Origin of the sequence: Mucilaginibacter paludis DSM 18603, from assembly GCF_000166195.2 — a bacterium.
Lineage (GTDB): Bacteria > Bacteroidota > Bacteroidia > Sphingobacteriales > Sphingobacteriaceae > Mucilaginibacter > Mucilaginibacter paludis.
Map to the genome: position 1 here is coordinate 4325619 of NZ_CM001403.1, position 21200 is coordinate 4346818.

Consider the following 21200-nt stretch of genomic DNA (forward strand, 5'->3'; position numbering starts at 1 on the left):
CGACCGTAGGGAGCTCATGAAGAGTCAAACGTCATCACTATTTTTTCCGGACGGCAGGTTCCGTTACTCTGAATAACATAAGAATCTTTACATAAATGAAGCAACCAATAACTCAATAACCAAGTAGCCAATAACTACTTCAACCCTTCCCACTCGGCATAAAACTGCTCCAGGTATTGCTCCATAAAGGCATGGCGTTGTTGCGCAATCATTTTCCCGGTAGAAGTATTCATGCGGTCTTTGAGCAAGAGTAATTTTTCGTGAAAATGGTTGATGGTGGGTGCCGAGGTGTTTTTGTATTCCTCTTTGCTCATATTGAGGTTAGGGGCTATATCCGGATTATGCATTTCGCGGTTTTTGAAACCACCATAGGTAAATGCCCGGGCAATGCCAATGGCGCCAATGGCATCAAGCCGGTCGGCGTCTTGTACTACCTGTAGTTCCGGGGAGGTAAAGCTGAGCTTTTCGAAACTTGCCTTGAACGACATGTTGCGGATAATTTGCTGTACATGCTCAACAATAGCGGCATCAGTGTCAATACTTCGCAAAAACAGACCTGCCATTTCGGGGCCTATTTCTTCATCGCCTCCATAAAACTTACTATCGGCAATATCGTGCAGTAAAGCGGCCAGTTCAACAACCAGCATATCAACGGCCTCTTGCCGCCCAATTAGTTTGGCATTGTTCCAAACCCGCTGAATGTGCCACCAATCGTGTCCGGCTTCGGCGCCTTGCAAGGTTTGGCGTACATATTCGGCAGTTTTATCAATCAATTGCCCATCCTCTATCAGCATAAATCAATTATTCGTAGTTTACAATAATGGTTGGCAGCAGGGTAGCGTAGTTTAACGGAACTTGGTCGGTAGCGTTAATCGGCGAATGGTGCTGATAATAATCCAAAATGGCTTTTAAAGCAGCGGGCCGGATAGACGTATCCGGCTTATAATTAAAGGAAAACTGAACAATAAAATCGTAAGAACTTACTTCGCTGGGTATCACCCATTTGCCATTCGTTCTTCTTAACGCGTCAATAGCCGGTTGTGTAAGCAGGTAGTCATCAGCATAATAAACTACAATGCTGGTTATCATGCCCTTGCTATCCACTGTTAATTTAAACATGGCTAAGCCGGTAGCTTTGGCTTTAATTATTTGCGGGCTTACCGTTAAGTTATCCTTAAAAAACTGAAATAGCGTATCAATGCCGCCTTTAAATGGAGCAGGCAGTTCTCTTTTAGGTTGTGCTTTAGTACCCGCATCCTTTTTCTGAGCAAATGCACAACTGTATAATGATATTAAAGCTATTATAAAAATTATCCTTTTCATTTTTACTCCAATTTGGGTTCCCTTTTACTGCCGTCATACAATTCGTACTCTAACAGGCGGCAATCTAATTTACCGTTATAAAACTCAATTTTGCGCGATGCCTTTAGCCCTATTTTCTTAGCCAGATCGGGGTTTCCGGTAAAAATATAGCCTTTATAGCCTTTGCATTCCTGCTTCATAAAGTCGCCTATGCGTTTGTAGGTGGCTTCCAGCTTGCTATGCACGCCCAGGCGTTCGCCATATTCCGGGTTAAAAAATACCACACCCGCTTGCTCAGGTACTACGGTTTCAGCAAAATCGCAAACGGCAAAATCAATTAAATGGTCAACCCCGGCAGTTTTGGCATTTTTACGGGCTATATCAACTGCATCGTCAGACAGATCAGTGGCTACGATTTTAAAATCGAGTTGTTTAATCGCTTTGTCTTTGATTATCCTGCGCTCGTTAAAAAATATCTGCTCGTCGTAACCTAAAATGTGCATAAAGGCATAGTTCATCCTGAAAAAGCCCGGTGGCTTATCGGTAGCCAGCAAAGCAGCTTCGATGGCCAAGGTGCCCGATCCGCACATGGGGTTTACAAACGGACTTTTTTTATCCCAGCCCGTAGCCATAATGGTTGACGCTGCCAGGGCCTCGAGCATAGGTGCCTTGCCCGGAATTTTGCGGTAACTGTGTTTGGCCAGTGTTTCGCCCGATGTATCGATGAAGATTTCGGCCTGATCTTCCTGCCAGTACAGGTGAACCACTGTTTTATTAAGCTCGGGGCCAGAGTTGGGGCGGATGCCCTTAATACTCTTTATCCTATCTGCAATGGCATCTTTAACCTTTACGTTGGCAAACAAGGGGGTTAAGATGTGCTCGTTATTAACGTTGGACGTTACCGAGAAGTAGCCCGAAAAATCAATCAGCTTTTCCCATTCAATGGTAACCAGGTGATCGTACAGCTCCTTGGGGTTTTCGGCCTTAAAGGTGCCAAGCGAATAAAGTATCTGGCTTACACAGCGCAGGTTGATGTTAAGGGGGATACAATCGTTTACGGTGCCCAGCAGCTCAAGGCCGGTAGGGAATATCCGTTTGATCTCGAAGCCCAGCGCTTCTACCTCATCCTTTAAATAGGGTGATAACCTTTTATTACAGGTTAGGATGATTTTACTTGGAGTGTGGAAAACTTGCATAGTTAAGTTTGCGAATTTAAGGATTAAATACTCCCGTTTTTATTTGATATCGCTTAACTTTACATTTTTAATTTAATAATTATGGAGATCAAAGGTAAAGTACACGAAGTATCTGCAACTATGCAGGTTACAGAATCGCTTAAAAAGAGAGAACTGATACTTGAATATATAGAAAATCCTCAATATCCCGAATATTTAAAGTTCGAAGCTATTCAGGATCGCTGCGCGTTGTTAGATAATGTGAAGACTGGCGACGATGTGGAAGTATTTTTTAACCTGAAGGGCAGGCCCTGGACGGACAAAACCGGGAAGAAAACTTATTTTAACTCGCTACAACTGTGGAAAGTTAACGCTTTAAGCGCCGGTACATCAGCAACAGCGCCCGAGTATGCTGCGCCTGTTAACCTGAGCGCTGCGCCAGGTGAGGATGATGACCTGCCGTTTTAATAGCCCCACCCAAACCCTCCCCGGTAGGGAGGGCTTTTAAAAAGTTATTTTTAAGTCTACCCGTTCAAGTCTCCCCTACCGGGGGAGATTTAGAGGGGGCTTGCTTTGCTTAAAAAACAATCTTGCCGAAAGAGGTTACCAGCGATGCGATACGCACGGCATCAAAAATACGCTCTTCGGTAGTTGCCATTTTAATTAACGAATCTTCGTGCGCGTTTACGCACATCTCGCAGCCGTTAACGGCCGATACGGCCAGGCTCATCAGTTCAAAAAATTCTTTTCCGGTTACAGGTTTAGCCATAATTTGCATGCGGATGCGGGCAGGTATCTGGGTATACTTTTCTTTTTGGGTAAAGTGCCTGAAACGGTAAAATATATTGTTTGATGCCAGTAACGATGCACAAGCCACGGCTTCGGCAATATCAGCGGCGCTTGCACCGTGCTGTTCGGCATATTGGGTAAAAAAAGCGGTTAGCGGTTTGTTATTGTTATTAACAGCTGTACTTAAACCTAATAAAGCACACTCTTTTTCGCTCAGATGAGCGGATGTTAGGGTGCTGGTAAAGTTCAGTTTTAAATCGCGCAGGTAGCGTGACTCGCCGCTTTCAAGCAAGCTCAGGCTGGCTGTTCTGTAATCGGCGCCAAGGCCAACACTTTCAAGTATTTCGGTTATGATATCAGTAGTTTCGCTCATGGTGTAGTTAATGAGTTATTGGTTATTGAGTTGTTAAGTTACTACCAGGTAGATTACCAGGTATACTTCTTAAAAGAAGCCCTCACAATCGCAATGGACTGTGAGGGCTATATAAGCTATTATGCAGGGCAATTATGCAGTTAAAGTTTCTTGTCCTTTTTCCCAGTTGCAAGGGCAAAGTTCGTCGGTTTGTAAACCATCCAGTACACGTAAAACTTCTTTAACGTTACGGCCAACGCTTAAATCGTTAACACATACCCAACGGATAATACCTGTAGGGTCGATAATAAAAGTAGCACGGTAAGCAATTTTTTCTGTAGGCTCTAAAATACCCAGGTCTTCGGCCAATGATTTTGAAGTATCAGCCAGCATCGGGAATTTTAAATCGCGCAAATCGTCGTGATCTCTTCTCCAGGCAGCGTGTACAAATTCAGAATCGGTAGATGCGCCAATTAAACGTGCATCACGATCGCGGAATTCGCCGTAGCTTCTGTTAAATTCAGCAATTTCTGTAGGGCAAACAAAGGTAAAATCCTTTGGCCACCAAAACATTACTGTCCAAACGTTATCGTCGTTCACCAGGAAATCAGAAGTTAATGTTTCAAACTCTTTTCCTTTTTCGATACTTACTACCGCTGTTTTAGAGAATGCAGGGAATTTTTGTCCTATAGTTAACATAATTGTATTTTTTTAAGTTTTTGTTGATACAAATATAGTTATAATGCTTTTAGGATATAAATTCTAATAATTGATAGGATATAGAATTTGTCTATAATGATGATTGTTGATTATTGTTTTTATGAATAACTTGTTTTGTTGTTCCGAATAGAATAATTAATATATTGCATCATAATGAAAAAGAAACCTATCCTTATTATTGCAAGCATTTTAGTAGCCGTTGTATGTGTTTTTGCTTTTGTCCGGAGCAAATACTTAGTTAAACCTGATAAAAAAGATGTGATTGTTTTTTTAGATCGCTTTAATGCCGATCTGAAAAAAGGCAATACCGATACCTTACTCGATTATTTTGATGGCAGACAAAACGTTAAGCAGATAAAAAAATTATTGGGTTTAATTTCCAACAAAACCAGTTTGAATGGCAAGGATAAACCATTATTTGATGTTAATTTGTTAAGTGACGATAGCGAAATTAAAATAATTAATGCTGAGTTAACTGATGCTCAGGTGCCTGTTCAGTTTAAAGAGAACGGCGCTAACCTGAAACAAACTACTCTGCTGATTAAGCTGCGTAAAGTATCCGCTGGTCAGTTTAAGATTGTGCAAATAGATGCCCGTAAATTTGCAGGCGATTTTATGGTTTATGAGAACAATATCAGAACGAGAAATCGACGGCCTGAAGATATTTATGCGCCTATTACACTTAAGGCTTTTGCTACAGCCGAGCAATTAAAAACCAGGTATGATAGTGTGATATGGTTTGCGCATATTGACAATCAAACTTATTTTTATGTAGTGAAAGGCAAGTGGGGTAATGAAAGTGATCGCCCTGGTGCAAAAGACTCTGCCACTACTCCATATAAAATGGGCCTGCTGAACCCCCAATTGAAAGAGATTATATCGCCTCAATATGACTTGATCCATACCATTGGAGCCACTTTCCCCGGCATGATAGAAGTGGAAAAAGAACACAAAAGAGGATTTTATGATATTAACGGAAAAATTATTGTGCCTGTTAGTTATGATCAGATATTCCCAATTAACGATGATACCAATGCAGCGGTTTTAAAAAATGGAGCAGATTATTTTTATCTGAAAAAGGATATGAGTATATCTGAAAAGGTAGAGCTCAAACTAAATGATTTTTTTTCGAAGATTAAATATTTAAATTCTTCTTTTGATTTGTACCCCAAGGCTCTGTCATTGCCCGTACTTACCGAATATAACTCCCATGAGCAGCACGGGGCCATTTATATCGGCCCATCTTATCTCTCGGATTTGAATATTATTCACGGCGCACAAATAGATTTTCAAAACCCTTTGCGCAAAGTTGAATATTTTGATGTGCATAAAAATTATGAAATACGGTTTTCGGATAAAGACAGAATAGATACAGGCGACTGGTTGACAGCCAGCTTTTATTCAATAAGGGATTATTTTTTGGGAGGAAGAGCTGAATTTTACGACACAAAAAATGTTGTTATGTTAGATAAGAAAAACGATAGGATATTGACTCAACAGTTTGGTACCGACTACGGTAAAGACGAAGGCGATTCATATTCCGGTTCTTGTGACATCAACAATGTCAAGATATTAGCTGACTCCCTAATTGAAATAAAAACCGGGGCGACACTTAGCATCGAATTATATGATTCCACAAAAAGTATTGTAGGTGGCCCTTACTATCATTATTTAACGATTAAGGATAATCAATTTGTTGAATTACCCAATAGGCGCAGCTTTGGTTTTACCAAATATGTTAAGATGGATGATTCATATTTATACGGGTGTTTCGAAATGTGGAGGCCCAATTCTAAAACAAAAACTTTTGACCACCTTACGCCAGAAATACTTCGTTACATGAAAAACGAAATATATGCCGATTATCGATATGCATTTAAAGATAAGCGATGGCAAGATATTTTTCTGTACCTCACATCAGAATTTGATGCTAAAACATCAGACTTAAAACCCAATAACGCTAATGTAGACGATTCTTTAACGGTTATTGATAAATATAACATCAACTGGATTAATCAAAAACTAAAGGCGCAAAAGCCCAATACGCTGGCCGCCAAATGAGTATTGCTGGTAAACTGCTGAGGTACCTGGCATTGTTCTGGATTTTAGTGCTGAGCCTGGGTACCTTTTATTTATACGGCAACTTTAAAACCAACGAAGGTTTTTTACAGTTAAAGCAATTTGCTATCCAAACGGGAACATATCTGCCTGCTTTTTACAGCCACATTTTTGGCAGCAGCGTGATATTGCTGGTTGGTTTTGCGCAATTTTCAAAAAGGATATATAATAACAGGCCCCTGCACCGGCGCTTAGGGAAGATATATGTGTTTGGTGTATTACTGTTTGCGGCTCCCGGCGCCTATGTAATGACGTTTTTTATTCATCGTGGCAACGGGGTATTGATTTCTTTTTTGCTGCAAAATACCTTGTGGATAATTGCTACTATTACAGCCTGGCGCTTTGCAATAAACGGGCGTGTTAAGCTACATGTTTGCATGATGCGCCGCAGCTATGCGCTGGCATTTGCCGCGGTTACGCTGCGGTTATATATATGGCTGTTCACGGTTTTAGGCAACGGAGTTGCCTTTGAAAACAACTATTTGATTATCGCTTTTTTGAGCTGGGTACCTAATTTAATATTGGTTGAAATAATAAATTATTATGACAGAGGAAGCTATTTATAAATTGCTGTTGGCAATTATGTTTTTGGTGAGCACAATTTTGGGTGTATGGCCCCAACTAATGGCTAATAACATTTTCAAAAAGAATCCTTCGCAAAAGTATTCCGATCTGATTCAGGCCGGGCCCATGAGCGAACCGAGATCGGGCAAAAACGAGAAGTTTCAATATCTGCATTTTTTGATCTTAATGGTGATTGTATGTCTTACAGGGATCTATCTTAAATTGTTTGATAATGCCGAGGCGAGCCCAATCTTTTTTTTCGCTTTCGTTATTTTGATGATGGGGAATGCAGGCTTATATTTTTTTAAGGATAAAACGTATGTTAATTATCCCGAGGTGAGATATGCCGTTAGATCATGGTTTAGCTCCGTACTTATAGCTCCACTAATTATCACCCTCATTATCCTGTTCAGGAATATTCATAATTTTAACACACAGTTCCTTCTGGATACTTACAAATTTATTTTGTTTACCGGCTTCGGCTATAGTGCGCCTGTATTTGGAATTTTGGCAATAGCGGCCTATCGTATCAACAAGCACCACTGGACGTTAAAGCAAAAGCGTTACCTGATCCTGATTTTAGCCGAACTATTATTAGGGTGTACCGTGTTTTTTTTATTGGTTAGCGCACACATGCTTTCTGACTGCTATACGCTATGGCCACCTTACGCTATTACTATAGGCTTGGCATTAATGTATTATAAACTGCCGCCTTCGCCTTTTAACGAGCCTGATGATGAATCATCTGCCATAGCCGATACTACGGAAATCACAACTACCCCTTAATCCCTTTAACATTCACCATAATTTTGGTAGCATGGGGTATGCCCAGCGTTGTTCCGGGCGTAACGTCAAGGTAATGTTTAAGGTAGCCATCAGTAATAGCCTTCATTACCCGGTTTTGAGGTTCGGCAAACTCTGGCGACATCGACATATCGATGGATGATTTACTAAAGTGTAGCTGACCTTTAGAATCTACCAGTATCACAAATGGATAATTGAAGTCATCATAAGCTTTACGGATCACGATATTGAACCGGGGGGTTAAATAATCATCGGCAATGGTGATATTGTTGGCTACATCCTTGGTAACGCTTGTTTTTTGCACGGTGAGCATCGGGCTTTTGCTTTTTAATGATGCCGGGATGCGTGCCGAAAAAGCATACTTTGGATCGCTATCTGCCAGTTGCGTTTTATGTTTGATAAACAAAGTATCCTGACGGCTGGGTTTTACTAAAGTGGCCGAGTCGGAATGTAAAACATCCTTAATGTAATGATCGGAATAGAGGGTCATGTAAACTACCGACTTATCATCCATAATCGCCTTGTCCTCAACTTCCAATACCTGGAATTTGATACTGTCTTTAGTTACCTTTTTTAAGCGCATCCATGCCCAGGCTACGTTAAAAATAGAATCGTGATCAAAAATAACCGGGCAATTAAAAAACTTCTTTTTCTCGGGACTATAAATATTCACCGAATCGTCCGACAGGAAGGTTAACCGCCAGTCGGGTTCCAGTTGAAAACCCTGGTCGCTAAAAGATATGCCCGATTTAAATGCACGCCTAACTTCGGTAAAGCCAATGCCATGCACTAATTTAAACGATGGCTTTTGCTTAACGGGTGCAGGTTTGGGTTTGCAGGCCGCATAGGCTAAGGCAATTAAACCAAGCAATAAAAACCGGGGTACTTGTTTTATAGATCTGTTAAAATGCATACCCGCTAAAAATAATCAAAAAATTGAAATCAGTTTCTCAAAGTTTAATCAATTTAGCGGGTGATATATAGTTTGGAAAATTATTTAGCCCATTTTTACGCTATGATTCAAATTAAAGGTTCGGGGTTTTGCTTACGCGAATGGTTATTGAGCGATGAGGCCTCACTGATCAGGTATGCCGACAACCCCAAGGTATCGCAATTTTTGAGCGACCGTTTCGCGTACCCTTATACTGCGGAGTATGCGCAGCAATGGCTTAACCACCAAACGCAAAAAACGGTAATTGATAATTTGGTTATCGATATTGATGGCGAATTGGTTGGCGGTATCGGTATCGAATTTAGGCAGGATATTTTTCGTAAAACGGCACTACTTGGTTATTGGCTTGGTGAGCCCTTCTGGGGAAAAGGTATCATGACGGAAGTTGTGCGCCTGATGGTGGATTACAGTTTTGAAAACTTTGACCTGGCGCGGATCCAGGCCGGTGTATTTGATAGCAACCCGGCATCAATGCGGGTGTTAGAGAAAGCCGGATTTATAAAAGAAGGGATAGCGAAAAAAGCTTTATATAAGTTTGGCCAATTTTCGGACGAACATATATACGCCCTGACACGATAAAAATTAATCGTTAGTTTTTCGATGCAAAACGTAATACCAGGTTAAGTTAACTGCAATAATGCCATGATTAAACAGCGTAGGCAAAAGGCCGTAATGCCTGCGCATAATATGGAAACGCTCAGCTAAACTTTGCTTATGCTTTTTTTTCGACATACCGCCAAACAGATATTTGGCAACATATTGACGGGTGTTCACTATTTTTTTTGCCTTTTTTGCGGCGCTGATAATCCAGTCGATATCGGCACTTAACTGATACCGGCTATCATACGGCTCAATGATACTCTTTTTAATGTAAATGGCCTGGTGGCTGATACTCATGCCGAGATTAAAACCCCGCCAGGTAAATTTTTCGGGAGCTTTGTGTCGGCGCCGGCCCATACTTTCGCCGTCATCGTTAATAACCTCTGTTTCGCCGTAATAAATATCGGCATCCGGTTCGGTGGCAAAAACTTTCTCGACAGTATCTGCAGCGAACAACTCATCCCCCGAATTCATAAACAGGATATAGTCGCCTGTGGCGATTTCAATACCCTTATTCATGGCATCGTAAATGCCTTTATCCTTTTCGCTTACAACCACCGCTATGCTGTCCCGGTATCTATTGATCACATCGAGCGTGCCATCGGTTGAGAGTCCATCAATCACGATGTATTCAATATTTTTATAGGTTTGGTTCAGCACGCTTAGTATGGTGCGCTCAATATGCCGAACGTTGTTATATACGATAGTAATGATGCTTAACCTTGGTTTGAACATGCTTATTGTTTTTTAACCAATTGCTGATAAACTTCCAGATGTTTTTGGGCGATTATCTCTTCCGAAAAATTGTCCATTACGGTTTGCCTGGCCTGCTCGCGTAAACTGTGATGATCGGGATGGTTAATGATCCATTCCATACCATCGGTAAAACTTTCGGCAGAGCGGTATGTAGCTAAGTAACCATTGTGTTGATGTTGTACCATATCCGGAATACCACCTGTGGTAAACGCTACTACCGGTGTGCCGCAGGCCAAACTTTCCATCACGGTATAAGGCAAATTGTCTTCCAACGATGGTATTAAAAAGGCATCGGCGGCGGCATAGCATTGCGCCAGCTTTTCATCGTTGCTAATGGTACCTAAAAAAGTGGTTTTAAACGGAAATACAGGGACATCCTTTTCGTTGCGGTTACCAAAAACAACCAACTCTATCTGGCCGGTATTTATGCCCTGCCGTTGTGCCAACAGCTCCAGGCTTTGCATTAAGTAGCCGGTACCTTTGTGCATATCCTTGCGCGATGGCATAAAGCCCGTTAAAAATATCAGTTTATCCGTTGGCAAGCCCAATTGCTCACGGGCCGACTGCTGTTCCATCGGCCTGAAGAGGTCTGTTTCAAGCGTGTTGGGTATTTGTATAATGCTTTTACCCTTCATCAGGCTGCTTTCCGATACCGATTTACGCATCCATCCGCTTGGCGATATGATCGAAAAATTCAGTTGGTTGTAAGCATTTTGCTTCTCTTTCCAGATCTGGTGCGATACATCGTGAGGCCCCGGCTTGCTTAGCAATGGGCAATCGCCGCACTCGCGGTGAAAATGATCGCAGGTGTAACGCACATGGCATCCTCCCGTAAAGGCATTACTGTCATGAAATGTCCATACCACGGGTTTATTTAGCCGGGCAATTTCGGCCAGGTGCTTAGGGTTTAAAAAACTGTGGTTTACCCAGTGTAAATGGATAATGTCGGCATTCTTAACATCCGGATGATGAATTACCGATCGGCCGAACCACGCGAACGAAAACGGCGTTTTTACTGGTTTTAAATAACGTTTGGCTAAAATGCGTTCCAATACAATGGTTGCCGCCGTATAGGCCTTTTGTATCAGGTTGGTGTTAAAGGTTAGTATCCGGGCATCGCTGCCAAACTTGTAATGCACAACTATTTTAGAATCAATACCCTTTGACAGCAAAGCCCGGTTAAGCCTGATACAGGCACGCCCCGCGCCGCCGTTGCCATCGTAAGTATTTAAATGCACCACTTTTAACATGGCCCAAAAATACATTAATATTTAGTGTGCTAACAAGTATGATGCAAGTATGTTGAATTGGATAGTTTAAGTTACCAGCAAATTTTTCTTCTGATGCCGCTCCGCGGCAATTACACACAGGCGTGTTATTTAGCTATAATGTAAGTATTAGAGTGTTGATAGTCAGTGGTTTTACTTGTTTAGCTTTTGTTGCAATTGTTTTAAATAACGTATACCTCTTTGCCATAGACTGCCTTTCCGATGTTTTAAAAAATGCTTAATAGCACGGTATGCTGTTTGGTGTTCACTGATCTCCGTAGGGAATTGCGTTACAGCTTGTTTTGATATTTGCACTTTGTAAATATCTTCGTTATTAGAGTGAATTCCACTACCATCGTTGCCAATGTTTTCTATTAGCGATTTGGCTGGATTTAGTGTTAATCCGTTACGTAAAAATATGGAGGCATACCAACGTATCGCCCACGAATTGTTTTTTCCGGATTTAAATTCCTGTATCTGTTTCCAGAAATTCATATTACCTTCTATAGAAAATTGAAGAATACTGGCTTGATCAAATTCAGCTATTAATTTATTCACGTCCGGTTCAAAATACTTCCAGGCTCTGGCCCATGTGGCCCAACCCCAACTTGAGGCTGCGCGATAAAAAAAGGTTTCTGGTAAGTCGGCGGCTTCTTTTAAAGGATACATATAGGCACCGATATGCATTACTTGCTCATCGAGTGCGTAACGATCAAGGGCCTGGTTGAAATAGGTTAAGGTATAAGGCGAGGTAAGTAAATCGTCCTCAAAAACTATAACCTTGCCATATTCATTAACCAGTTGTGTAACCCCTGCTATGATAGAATTTGCCAGGCCAAGGTTTTGTTTGCGCTCAATAACTTTAATGGATTTAAAGCCATCTGCCTGTTTAATTAATTGCCTTACTTCGTCCACCTTAGCGGCATCGGCATTATTTTTTGGAGCATCCGAAAAAATATATAAACGGGACTCATCAGCCAAATGGTTTTTTTTAAGATAAACCAGTGTACGGCGGGTGTGCTCTGGGCGATTATATACAAAAAGGGCAATGGGAGCAAGATGCTGCATTAAGTTTTTATAATTAATGATAATTAAATATCAGCCAAACCTGATTTATTTTACCAAAACAAAAGTAAAATAATTCTTAAACTAAAGGTCTGCTACTTCTTCTGTTTTGTTATAACCAGAGTTGATGAGTTGCCGGTACGGATTCAGAAGAGGTATTTAATCGTTACCTGTTCCCCGGACTAATTGGCACCTGGTGCCCTTTTCCAAAAATAAAGGTCAACATAATTTCGTGTGTAGCATTGCTTAACTGGCCGATGTTGGCGGCTGATGTACCGAATTGGTAACTATAGCCTACATGAAATAAATCCAGATCAAGCGAAAATAGTGCGGCTACTTCTTTGGTGGTCCGGTAATTTACGCCTAAGCCCAAAGTCTCTTTAATATATAATTTGCTGGAAACATCCGCCGTGAAAGGCACCCCTCTTGAATAATAAAGCAAGGTAGCCGGTTTGAGTTTAAAGTCTTCATCAAGTTGGGTACTAAACCCGGCCGAGAGGTAATAATGATTTCTGAAATTGTTGTTATCGAGTAAAGAGCCGTTACCTAAATTACGGATAGTTAGTTGAGGTAGTGATAGGCCAACAAAATAGTCATCGCTATACAGCATTACGCCGAAGCCAACATTGGGTTTAAATTCCCGCACATCGGTTTGAATGGCCGGATCGTTCGGGTCTAGCGAGGCGTAGTCGCTTGTATAATACCTGAAGCCTGCATTTAAAGACACGCCCAGGTTCAATGTTTCGTTGAGTTGGATAGCCTTTGCAAAAAAGCCGTTAAATTCGGTGGCTTGCTCAACACCCAGTTCGTTATCAGAGGCAATTATTCCTGCGGATGCGTTGATGCTTTTTAATGGGACGCTCCCATTGAAAAGGAACAGAATAGGAGAGCCCTTTATGCCAATCCACTGGTTGCGCGCCATTATATTGGCGGTGCCGTCAGTACGGGTTAAAGAGGCCGCGGGGTTTATTGGAGTAAGGTTATCCATGTATTGCGTATACGTTAAAGCTGGCTGCGCCTTGGCTATAAACGTTATAACTGTCAACAAAACGGAAAATATATATTTAGTGCTTTTACGCTTCAACATAATTAATTCAGGTCTGAGTGTATTTAGTATTTGAGCACCACGTATCCTACTTTTCTTTTCGACTGTCCATTCTCATGGTACTGCAACGAATAAAAATAAGTGCCTTGCGGCTGGAACGCCCCGGTAATATTTGAATGGCCATCGAAAACATTTTTCACATTATCATAGCCGCTGGCCTCAAAAACTTTGATGCCGTTCACGTTAACAAGGGTTAGTTTATTGTCAGGATATTTTTTGATTCCATCAATACGCAGCACATCATTGATGCCATCGCCATTTGGTGTTACCACTGGGTGAATAGCTAAATCATTATTATTGATGTCTGTAACAAGTAATTGCTGCGCCTTGGGTGAAACATCCTGGTAATTAGCTTTTGCTGCTACACTGGCCGTAATGGTGACAGAGCCCACGCCGGTGATATGGATTTTACCGTTCACAATAGTTGCCACCGATGGATTTGAACTGGCATAAGTGATAGCATCGTTTGTATTGATGGTGGCGCCCGGATCAAAATCAATATCTCCTGATACTTTATCAGGTATCGGGTTAAACGTTAATATGCGGGGCGCTACGGTTATAGTGAGCGTGCCTGGCAGGTAGCTGATATTGTAGTTGGCATTGCTTGCGCCTGATACCGTGATGGGATATGTGCCGATTGCGGATGTCGCCGTGGCTATCGTACTAACCGTTGGTTGAGCAGTAAGCTTGCTGGCATCATCGCCGTTTACAAAACTGGTATAGGTTAATGACAATGCAGGGTTGGCAATACCATAAATGCGTGTTTGGTTATTTGCTGTGATGATTAAGGGAGCAGGCAAAATAGTTAAAGTTCCGGAGATGTAGGTTAAAGTATAATTGGCGGACGCCGCGTTGCCACCAGTAACTGTATAAACACCTACAGGCGAAGATGCGGAAGCAGTGGTTACAACGCCGGGCTGCGCGCTTAGTTTAGTGGCATCATCACCATTAACAAAGCCAGCATAGGTAAAAGTGAAATTTGGATTAGCCGCGCCGTAAGTTTTAGTTTGATTGCTGATAGTAACAATTAAAGCAGCAGGTGTGACCGTTAATGTTTGACTTACTGGTGTAGCCGCGTTGTAAATTGAATTTCCGGCCTGTAATGCTGTGATGGTAGTTTGCCCAACGCCAACAACATGCACCTTGCCGTCAGCAGACACGGTAGCTACCGCCGGGTTGCTGCTGGTATAGGTTATAGGTATGGTATTATTGGTGCTGGTGGCGCCTGCGCTAAAATCGGCAGCGCCGTAAATAACAGAGTTTAGAGGAGGGAAGGTAATAGTTTGGGGCGTTGCGAGGCTAACGCTGATGGTTACCGTTGTTGTGCTACTTCCGGCAGTGTTATAGGCTGTTATGGTATATATGGTTGACGGAGATGTTGCAGTCGGTGTACCGCTGATAATGCCAGTTGTTGGATCAAAGGTTAATCCAGGGGGTAATGTTTTATCAATAGCATAGCCGGTAGTTAATATTTTACGGATGACGTTGTTACCATAATCGGTTACATAAATAAAACCGGATTGGTCTGCCTGAACGTCATTGGGTCGCCTAAAACTTGCTGCGGTACCAATGCCATTGGCTGATCCTGCTACATTACTGCCTGCCAGGATGGTTACGTTACCCGAAGGGTCTACTTTCCGGATGCAGTTACCATCCAGTTCTGCCACATAAACGATGCCTGCTATATCAATTGTTGCACCGGTTGGGGTATTTAAGCTTGCTGATGTGCCGTTACCATTAATAGTTGCCCTTGTGCCATTACCTGCTACGGTTGTTACTACTCCCAATGGCGTTACTTTCCTTACCCTATTATTGACGCCATCGGCAATATATAAATTACCCATAGCATCCAATGTTCCGCCGCAGGGACCGTAAAAGCTCGCGGCAGTGCCTGTGCCATCGGCAAATGCGGCCATTCCACTTCCTGCAAGTGTTGTTACTGCTCCAGCAAGGTCAATCTTCCTGATCAAGTTGTTGCCATTGTCGGATACATATAAATTGCCTGCGCCATCAACCGTAACGCTGAACGGATAATAAAAGCTGGCAGCCGAACCTATACCATTATTACTACCCATAGACCCGTTACCTGCAACTACTGTTACCGATCCGGTAGGTGTTATTTTCTTGATGGAGTTAGTAGCCGCATCGGCGACGTATACGTTTCCATTTAAATCCACAGTAACGCCGTTAGGCTGGTTAAAGCCACTGGCAAATGTTGTTACAAGGCCGCCGGATGAGATTTTCCGTATTAAATTATTATCTCTGTCCGCCACATATAAATTGCCCGATAGATCTGCTGCTACCCTGGTAGGACTGTAAAAAGTTGAAGTAAGAGCTGAACCATTTGTTGAGCCAGAATTTCCGGTGCCGGCATAAGTACTGGTTTGCCCATAGATAGTTGCCGGTACTGGCCCTCCACTGTTAGCAGGTGCTAAAGGCGTAATAGCTATGCCAACACCATAGTTTTGAGGTGTATTGTAGGAGATATTAGGCGCATTGATATAAGTAAAGCCCTGAAGTACAGCCGTGCCCGACGGGGTAGTAACGGCTATATTGCCAGAGGCGCCAGCATCTACGGTTGCTACTATAGTTGTTGAAGAAACTATGGTGAACCGCATGGCTGCTGTTCCGCCGAAGCTTACCGATGTGGCATCGGAAAAATTTGTGCCGTTAATAGTAATTCTGGCACCTTTGCTCGCCTGTGTCGGCGTGAAGCTTGTAATACCGGGCGCTAAAGCCGCCGCGGTATTAAAATTTAAACAAAATAAAAAAATGATAAGGTAGATGTATTTCATTAAAGATATTAAAGGCCTAATATAATTATAAAAGTTCTTAATATTTGAATTAGTCGAAATTTCCGTTCTTTAATGGCAACCTGAAAAAATTTAATAATTTGTTGTAATTATATTTGAATTTTTTTGCGATGCTCAACTTACCCTGACCCTTTTTAAAAGGTATTTCAATAGTACCCGTTCTGGAAGAAAAGGGTTTTGGAGTGGGGCGCTTCTCGATCACCAGCATGCTGTCATAATAATGCAAAGAGTTTACCGATGTTGTGAACGAGCTAACTTGCAAAGATTTTTGATGTGAGTTATACGCGTTTATATAATCAATAAAGTTTTTGGAATATTCCACAAAGGTGCCTCGCCTTTTGTAGCCGCCACCATAATCTAACCAGTAAGAAGTATGCATATCTTCACATAGATAAACTCCGTCAGGCTTGATATGATCAAAGAGTTCTTCAAAAGAAACGATTTGCTGCAACATCGTGTGTCCCCCATCATCAATCAGGATGTCGATCGGAGGGATTTCGCTTTTTACTTTTTTCAAAAATGTACGATCTGATTGAGAGCCGATAAAAATTTGAATATTGTCTTCCTCCACTTCCTTACAGTTGGGGTTGATGTCTATTCCGTAAATTTTAGCTTTGTCGCCAAAATATTCCTTCCACATTTGCAAACTGCCTCCATGAAAGGTCCCAATTTCTAACAAAACAATTTCCTTGCCCCTGTATTTGCTGAAATGCCGGTCATAAACCTCAAAATATTGGCTCCATTTAGTTATTACTCTTGACGTGTTTTTTTTAAAATACTCCTCTAAATCGTTCATTGGACTTCTTTGTATGATATATTATTTGAAAATAATCTGTTTTTTTAAGTGTTGATGTGGTTCTTTAATTGCCGGTGATGCTTCTCTTGAGTGCTTTATTCAATTTAGCAATACTGTAACTAATATCATAATTTTTAAGGATGTGCTCACGCCCTGCACTGCCAACCTGTTCGGCAAATTTGGCATTGGCCGCAAATAACATCATCTTTTCTGCCATGCCTTCAATATCGTGCTCCGCAACCAGATATCCGGTTTTTCCGTTTACTACCGCTTCTTTAATGCCAGCGTGTAGGGTGCTAACAATAGGGAGGCCTGATGAGCCAGCCTCCAGAATGGTTACCGGGGTGCCCTCCATGTCTCCATTTTTAGCCGTTACAGAGTGTTGTACAAAGCAACGCGATTTTGCCATCAGTTCTCTGATTTGTTCTGTTTTCAAAACCCCGGTTAAGTTGACGCTTTGATTTAGCCCCAATTGCTCAACCATAGTTTGGATTGCTTCAAACAATGGCCCTTGCCCAACCATGGTTAACGTAGCATCCGGGAATTTTTGATGCACCAATTTAAAAGCTTTAACTACAGAATCAGGGGATTTTTTTTCTACAAAGCGACCAATTGCTAAAAAAGCAGGGCCTGCGTTTAAAACATCAACCTGAGTGAATTTGGTGGTATCAACTCCGCATGGCGCCAGGATTATTTTATCGGGAGGCGCGCCTAATTGTTTTAATGCTTCAACCATATCTGTTGATACAGCAACAAAATAACTGGCGTATTTAAATGCCTTTTGATAGAGGGCAAAATAAGATGCTACGGTGGCTCGATGGTGCACATCGGCGCCGTGAAAATGTATGACCAGCGGAACCCCGGCCAATTGGCAAGCTTCGGTAACCATTGCGCCGACCATGCCGTATTCGGCAAGCACAACGTCGGTTTTTTGAGTTTTAAAATAAGTTACCAGTGCATCGGTCCGCACCTTAATGCTGGTTTTTTTTAATATTCTTTTTTGAATCAGATAGCTTAAGATGCCAAGTTTTGACTTGATTAAAAATTTACCTTCGTTATCATATACAGGAAAGGCACCGCCGTATAAAACTGTCTTATTGCCAGCCAATCGGTTGATATGTTCCTGAATAAATGTTTCGGAAAAAGCATTTTTATTGGGCTTAATAATGCAGAGATTGTACATTCTTACCTTTGCCGTTAAAATTTATCTTCAGTTGCTTTTCCGAGCTTCCCGTTCAATCCATCGTTTACAGCAACTACCAATTTCTTGTATTCTTTTTGTTTAGAACTGATGATACTGATTAACCGTAACTTGTTAAGAAATATGGATTTGTTTAATTTAAACAGAAAAGGGCTCTTTACGGAAGTTTTTGAATTAAAATAGACCATGTTTCGTACGCGGTAAAACATCCTGAAATTCCAAAGGTCTAAAATAATTGAAGAGAAATTGCTGTACTTGTAGTCTGTGCCTTGTGAGGTTTCAATGTCGGCAATCCTTGCCCCCGGTATCAGCCAAATTTTACCGCCCGATTGCGTAACACGGTAAGTATAATCAGCATCGTCTATATATAAAAAATATTTCTCATCCGGATAGCCGATAATAGCAACCATGGCTTTAGGAAAAAAAAAACCCCCATAAGGAACAAAGGGCATTGTGGCCAATTTTTTGAATTCTTTAGGCTTGCCGAATTTATCTTTAAGTTTCCGTAGTTGAAAGTAGCCTAAACGAAAAATTGAAAATCCCAGGATACTGTCCGGAATGAGAAAATAGTTGCCAGGCGAGTCGCCCTGTGCAATCCTCAAATCCGTATTTCTGTCTGGCCTTAAGCAATACAGTGCTGTTTTATGCTGATCTCCGTTTAACTCGTTCCAGCTTTCCAGTAAAACATCAAGGCTCTTTTCATCAGGTAGGTTATCATCGTCCAACAGCCATATAAAGTCGGTATCGGTATGCTGATAGGCATGGGCTATACCTATTTTATAACCTACAGCTGAGCCTGTATTATAGCCCTCGCCAACTAAAATTAAACGTTCATCGGCTAACTCGGTTATCTTGGATTTTAAATCATATGACGAGCCGTTATCAACAATTACAATCCGGTATATCAAATCAAAACTTAATAACCTTTTAATCACCTGGCTTAAAAACTCCCAACGCTCACCATAAGTAACAGTAACAACACTAACTTTGTATTTTGCTTTTGTCATGATTTTTGCCAAAAATATACTTTATTTTACAAACATTTAAATATCCGGCCCGATAGCCAAACTAAAATGGGGATTATACAACAACAGACTTTAAAAGGTACTTTTTATTCATATTTAGGTGTTCTTATTGGTTTTATCACAATTAGCGTTTTGCAGCCCCATGCTTTAACCACCGAGCAAGTGGGGCTTACTAGAATATTACTCTCTTTTTCTTTGTTATTCGCCCAGTTTGCAGCACTCGGTTTTAACGGAACAGCCCGATATTTTCCTTATTTCCGTGATAAGGAAAAAGAACATCACGGATATTTGTTTCTCTCTTGCCTGGTATCCGGCGTTGGTATGCTTCTATTTGCCATAGGCGCTTACGTATTTAAGGATGAGGTGATAGGGTCGGACTCGAGTTCAGAAATACTCTTTAATAGGTATTACTGGTGCCTGATTCCCCTTACTTTTTTTACTCTTTATTTTAACGTGTTTGAACTATATGCCCGTGTTTTATACAATGCAATCTCGGGGAAGATATTGAGGGAGTTTACCAAGCGGCTTTTTGTTTTAATTGCCGTCCTGGCAATTTATTTTAAGCTTGTTGATTTTCACACCTTTATAATCATTTGGTTATTTGCTAATATCGTCCCAACTTTTATTATGTTATGGGTACTAATTCGTGATAAGCATTTCTTTTTTAAGCCTAATTTTAAATTTATCGATAAACCGCTGAGGAGCAAACTGGTTAATATCTCCTTTTTCTTCATCCTGGCAGGCTCAGCATCTATATTGGTAGATAATATTGATGTTTATATTGTTAATTTGAAATTAGGTTTGAGTGATACGGGTATTTACGCCATTGCATCGTATTTTGCCACTTTAATTTCGCTGCCAGCAAGGTCGTTGTATGGTATCAGTGGCGTTATTATTACCGATGCCTGGAAAGATAACGATCTTGATACGATCAAATCAATCTATAAAAAGAGCTGTATAACGCAAATAATAACTTCCCTGTTCCTGTTTATCATGATATGGGCCAATATCGATAACATTTTTCATTTGTTACCAGCTAAGTATGCTAGCGGGAGATACGTCATCTTTTTTATCGGGTTGGGATACTTAATTGATTCAGCAGCCGGGGTAAACAACGTCATCATTTCTGGCTCGAAGTATTTCAGGTTCGATTTTTACTCGTACCTGGTTTTGATTGTAATTGTAGTGATAAGCAACCTGATATTTATACCGTTGTATGGTATTACCGGGACAGCTATAGCCAGCGGTATGTCGCTATTGATTTTTAACCTGTTTAGGTTTGTATTTTTACTAATTGTATACAAAATGCAGCCCTTTACTATTCAAAGTGCTTACACTCTGTTAATGGGTGTGTCCATCTATTTCTTGTCTGTGTGGATAGTGCCTCATTTTGATAATTTTATTGTTGACTTGCTGGTACGCAGTGCTTTTATTACCATCCTGTACGGTGGGTGTACGTATCTATTTAACCTGTCTGACGATATTACTTATCTGCTAAAAGGTTATGCTAATAAGCTGCTGCCCCCAAAATAAGCAAGGCTATTTAAATTATAGGCTTTGTGCGATAGTAACGTGCAAAGAAGCACTCCTGTTGCGTTTTGAAAGGCATGCATCTGGTAATCAAAAGAACGCGCTCCGTTGGACAGAATTATCTCATCAAAATATTGAATTTTTAATGTATCTGTCTCGGGTAAAGGGATAAGTATTAAGATAAAGTTGGCTATGATCAATTATTGGTATAAAGGCGGCAATTGCTCATCATCAACTGCCGCCTTTAATCATATACCTATGTCGG

Annotated in this window: 20 protein-coding genes; 6 read left to right on the top strand and 14 right to left on the bottom strand. The window is 41.2% G+C overall.

Translation table 11 applies throughout. The features are described 5' to 3' along the window. Nucleotides 1-134: 134 nt before the first annotated feature. Genes MUCPA_RS18365 through MUCPA_RS18375 form a run of 3 tightly spaced genes read right to left on the bottom strand, consistent with a single transcriptional unit; the run spans nucleotide 135 to nucleotide 2498 of the window. On the bottom strand, nucleotides 135-794 hold the full coding sequence (locus MUCPA_RS18365) for an HD domain-containing protein (RefSeq protein ID WP_008508417.1): 660 nt from the start codon (nucleotides 792-794) through the stop codon (nucleotides 135-137). A 7-nt stretch (nucleotides 795-801) separates the two neighbouring features. Beyond that, nucleotides 802-1323: a hypothetical protein gene (locus tag MUCPA_RS18370; RefSeq protein ID WP_008508418.1), complete on the bottom strand. Its 522-nt coding sequence runs from the start codon at nucleotides 1321-1323 to the stop codon at nucleotides 802-804. A gap of 2 nt (nucleotides 1324-1325) precedes the next feature. Next, nucleotides 1326-2498, bottom strand: coding sequence for a THUMP domain-containing class I SAM-dependent RNA methyltransferase (locus tag MUCPA_RS18375; RefSeq protein ID WP_008508420.1), 1173 nt, complete (start codon nucleotides 2496-2498; stop codon nucleotides 1326-1328). An 81-nt stretch (nucleotides 2499-2579) separates the two neighbouring features. On the opposite strand from MUCPA_RS18375, the gene MUCPA_RS18380 reads away from it, so the two are divergent. Then, nucleotides 2580-2945, top strand: a complete 366-nt coding sequence (locus tag MUCPA_RS18380) for a DUF3127 domain-containing protein (RefSeq protein WP_008508421.1) — start codon at nucleotides 2580-2582, stop codon at nucleotides 2943-2945. Between the two features lie 109 nt (nucleotides 2946-3054). Here MUCPA_RS18380 and MUCPA_RS18385 read toward each other — a convergent pair whose 3' ends face one another. Both MUCPA_RS18385 and MUCPA_RS18390 read right to left on the bottom strand, forming a co-directional pair. Continuing rightward, a complete protein-coding gene (locus tag MUCPA_RS18385) occupies nucleotides 3055-3639 on the bottom strand; it encodes a carboxymuconolactone decarboxylase family protein (protein ID WP_008508422.1) in 585 nt (194 codons plus the stop codon). 132 nt (nucleotides 3640-3771) lie between these two features. Beyond that, on the bottom strand, nucleotides 3772-4317 hold the full coding sequence (locus MUCPA_RS18390; RefSeq protein ID WP_008508423.1) for a peroxiredoxin: 546 nt from the start codon (nucleotides 4315-4317) through the stop codon (nucleotides 3772-3774). A gap of 174 nt (nucleotides 4318-4491) precedes the next feature. On the opposite strand from MUCPA_RS18390, the gene MUCPA_RS18395 reads away from it, so the two are divergent. Genes MUCPA_RS18395 through MUCPA_RS18405 form a run of 3 tightly spaced genes read left to right on the top strand, consistent with a single transcriptional unit; the run spans nucleotide 4492 to nucleotide 7806 of the window. Next, complete coding sequence (locus MUCPA_RS18395; protein ID WP_008508424.1) at nucleotides 4492-6399, top strand: WG repeat-containing protein; 1908 nt, start codon at nucleotides 4492-4494, stop codon at nucleotides 6397-6399. Further along, nucleotides 6396-7022, top strand: coding sequence for a DUF2306 domain-containing protein (locus tag MUCPA_RS18400; protein WP_008508425.1), 627 nt, complete (start codon nucleotides 6396-6398; stop codon nucleotides 7020-7022). The genes MUCPA_RS18395 and MUCPA_RS18400 overlap by 4 nt, the downstream gene beginning before the upstream one ends. Beyond that, a complete protein-coding gene (locus MUCPA_RS18405) occupies nucleotides 7000-7806 on the top strand; it encodes a hypothetical protein (RefSeq protein ID WP_008508426.1) in 807 nt (268 codons plus the stop codon). Before MUCPA_RS18400 ends, MUCPA_RS18405 begins: the two co-directional genes overlap by 23 nt. Here the strand turns inward: MUCPA_RS18405 and MUCPA_RS18410 are convergent. After that, nucleotides 7796-8737 (bottom strand): hypothetical protein, encoded by a 942-nt coding sequence (locus MUCPA_RS18410; RefSeq protein ID WP_008508427.1) that lies wholly within the window; start codon nucleotides 8735-8737, stop codon nucleotides 7796-7798. The genes MUCPA_RS18405 and MUCPA_RS18410 overlap by 11 nt on opposite strands. A gap of 102 nt (nucleotides 8738-8839) precedes the next feature. Between MUCPA_RS18410 and MUCPA_RS18415 the strand changes: the two genes are divergently transcribed. Next, nucleotides 8840-9355, top strand: a complete 516-nt coding sequence (locus tag MUCPA_RS18415) for a GNAT family N-acetyltransferase (RefSeq protein ID WP_040627657.1) — start codon at nucleotides 8840-8842, stop codon at nucleotides 9353-9355. Between the two features lie 3 nt (nucleotides 9356-9358). Here the strand turns inward: MUCPA_RS18415 and MUCPA_RS18420 are convergent, their stop codons facing one another. The 8 genes from MUCPA_RS18420 to MUCPA_RS18455 all read right to left on the bottom strand — a co-directional run bounded on the left by MUCPA_RS18420 (nucleotide 9359) and on the right by MUCPA_RS18455 (nucleotide 19387). Next, nucleotides 9359-10111: a glycosyltransferase family 2 protein gene (locus tag MUCPA_RS18420; protein WP_008508429.1), complete on the bottom strand. Its 753-nt coding sequence runs from the start codon at nucleotides 10109-10111 to the stop codon at nucleotides 9359-9361. Between the two features lie 2 nt (nucleotides 10112-10113). Beyond that, nucleotides 10114-11382, bottom strand: a complete 1269-nt coding sequence (locus MUCPA_RS18425; RefSeq protein WP_157543940.1) for a glycosyltransferase family 4 protein — start codon at nucleotides 11380-11382, stop codon at nucleotides 10114-10116. Between the two features lie 171 nt (nucleotides 11383-11553). After that, nucleotides 11554-12468 carry a glycosyltransferase family protein gene (locus tag MUCPA_RS18430; protein ID WP_008508432.1) on the bottom strand — a complete coding sequence of 305 codons (915 nt, stop codon included), beginning with the start codon at nucleotides 12466-12468 and terminating at the stop codon, nucleotides 11554-11556. 163 nt (nucleotides 12469-12631) lie between these two features. After that, nucleotides 12632-13552, bottom strand: coding sequence for a PorP/SprF family type IX secretion system membrane protein (locus tag MUCPA_RS18435; RefSeq protein ID WP_008508434.1), 921 nt, complete (start codon nucleotides 13550-13552; stop codon nucleotides 12632-12634). Nucleotides 13553-13575: 23 nt separating this feature from the next. Further along, entirely contained in the window at nucleotides 13576-16365 is a 2790-nt protein-coding gene (locus MUCPA_RS36215) for an MBG domain-containing protein (RefSeq protein ID WP_008508437.1), read from the bottom strand. 49 nt (nucleotides 16366-16414) lie between these two features. Further along, a complete protein-coding gene (locus MUCPA_RS18445) occupies nucleotides 16415-17179 on the bottom strand; it encodes a class I SAM-dependent methyltransferase (RefSeq protein WP_008508438.1) in 765 nt (254 codons plus the stop codon). Between the two features lie 64 nt (nucleotides 17180-17243). Further along, nucleotides 17244-18362: a glycosyltransferase gene (locus MUCPA_RS18450; protein ID WP_008508440.1), complete on the bottom strand. Its 1119-nt coding sequence runs from the start codon at nucleotides 18360-18362 to the stop codon at nucleotides 17244-17246. A gap of 14 nt (nucleotides 18363-18376) precedes the next feature. Next, nucleotides 18377-19387: a glycosyltransferase gene (locus tag MUCPA_RS18455; protein ID WP_008508441.1), complete on the bottom strand. Its 1011-nt coding sequence runs from the start codon at nucleotides 19385-19387 to the stop codon at nucleotides 18377-18379. 66 nt (nucleotides 19388-19453) lie between these two features. Here MUCPA_RS18455 and MUCPA_RS18460 point away from each other — a divergent pair, with 66 nt between their 5' ends. Beyond that, the gene (locus MUCPA_RS18460; protein WP_008508443.1) at nucleotides 19454-20938 is read left to right on the top strand and encodes a lipopolysaccharide biosynthesis protein; all 1485 of its coding nucleotides are present in this window, start codon (nucleotides 19454-19456) and stop codon (nucleotides 20936-20938) included. Nucleotides 20939-21200: the final 262 nt, after the last annotated feature.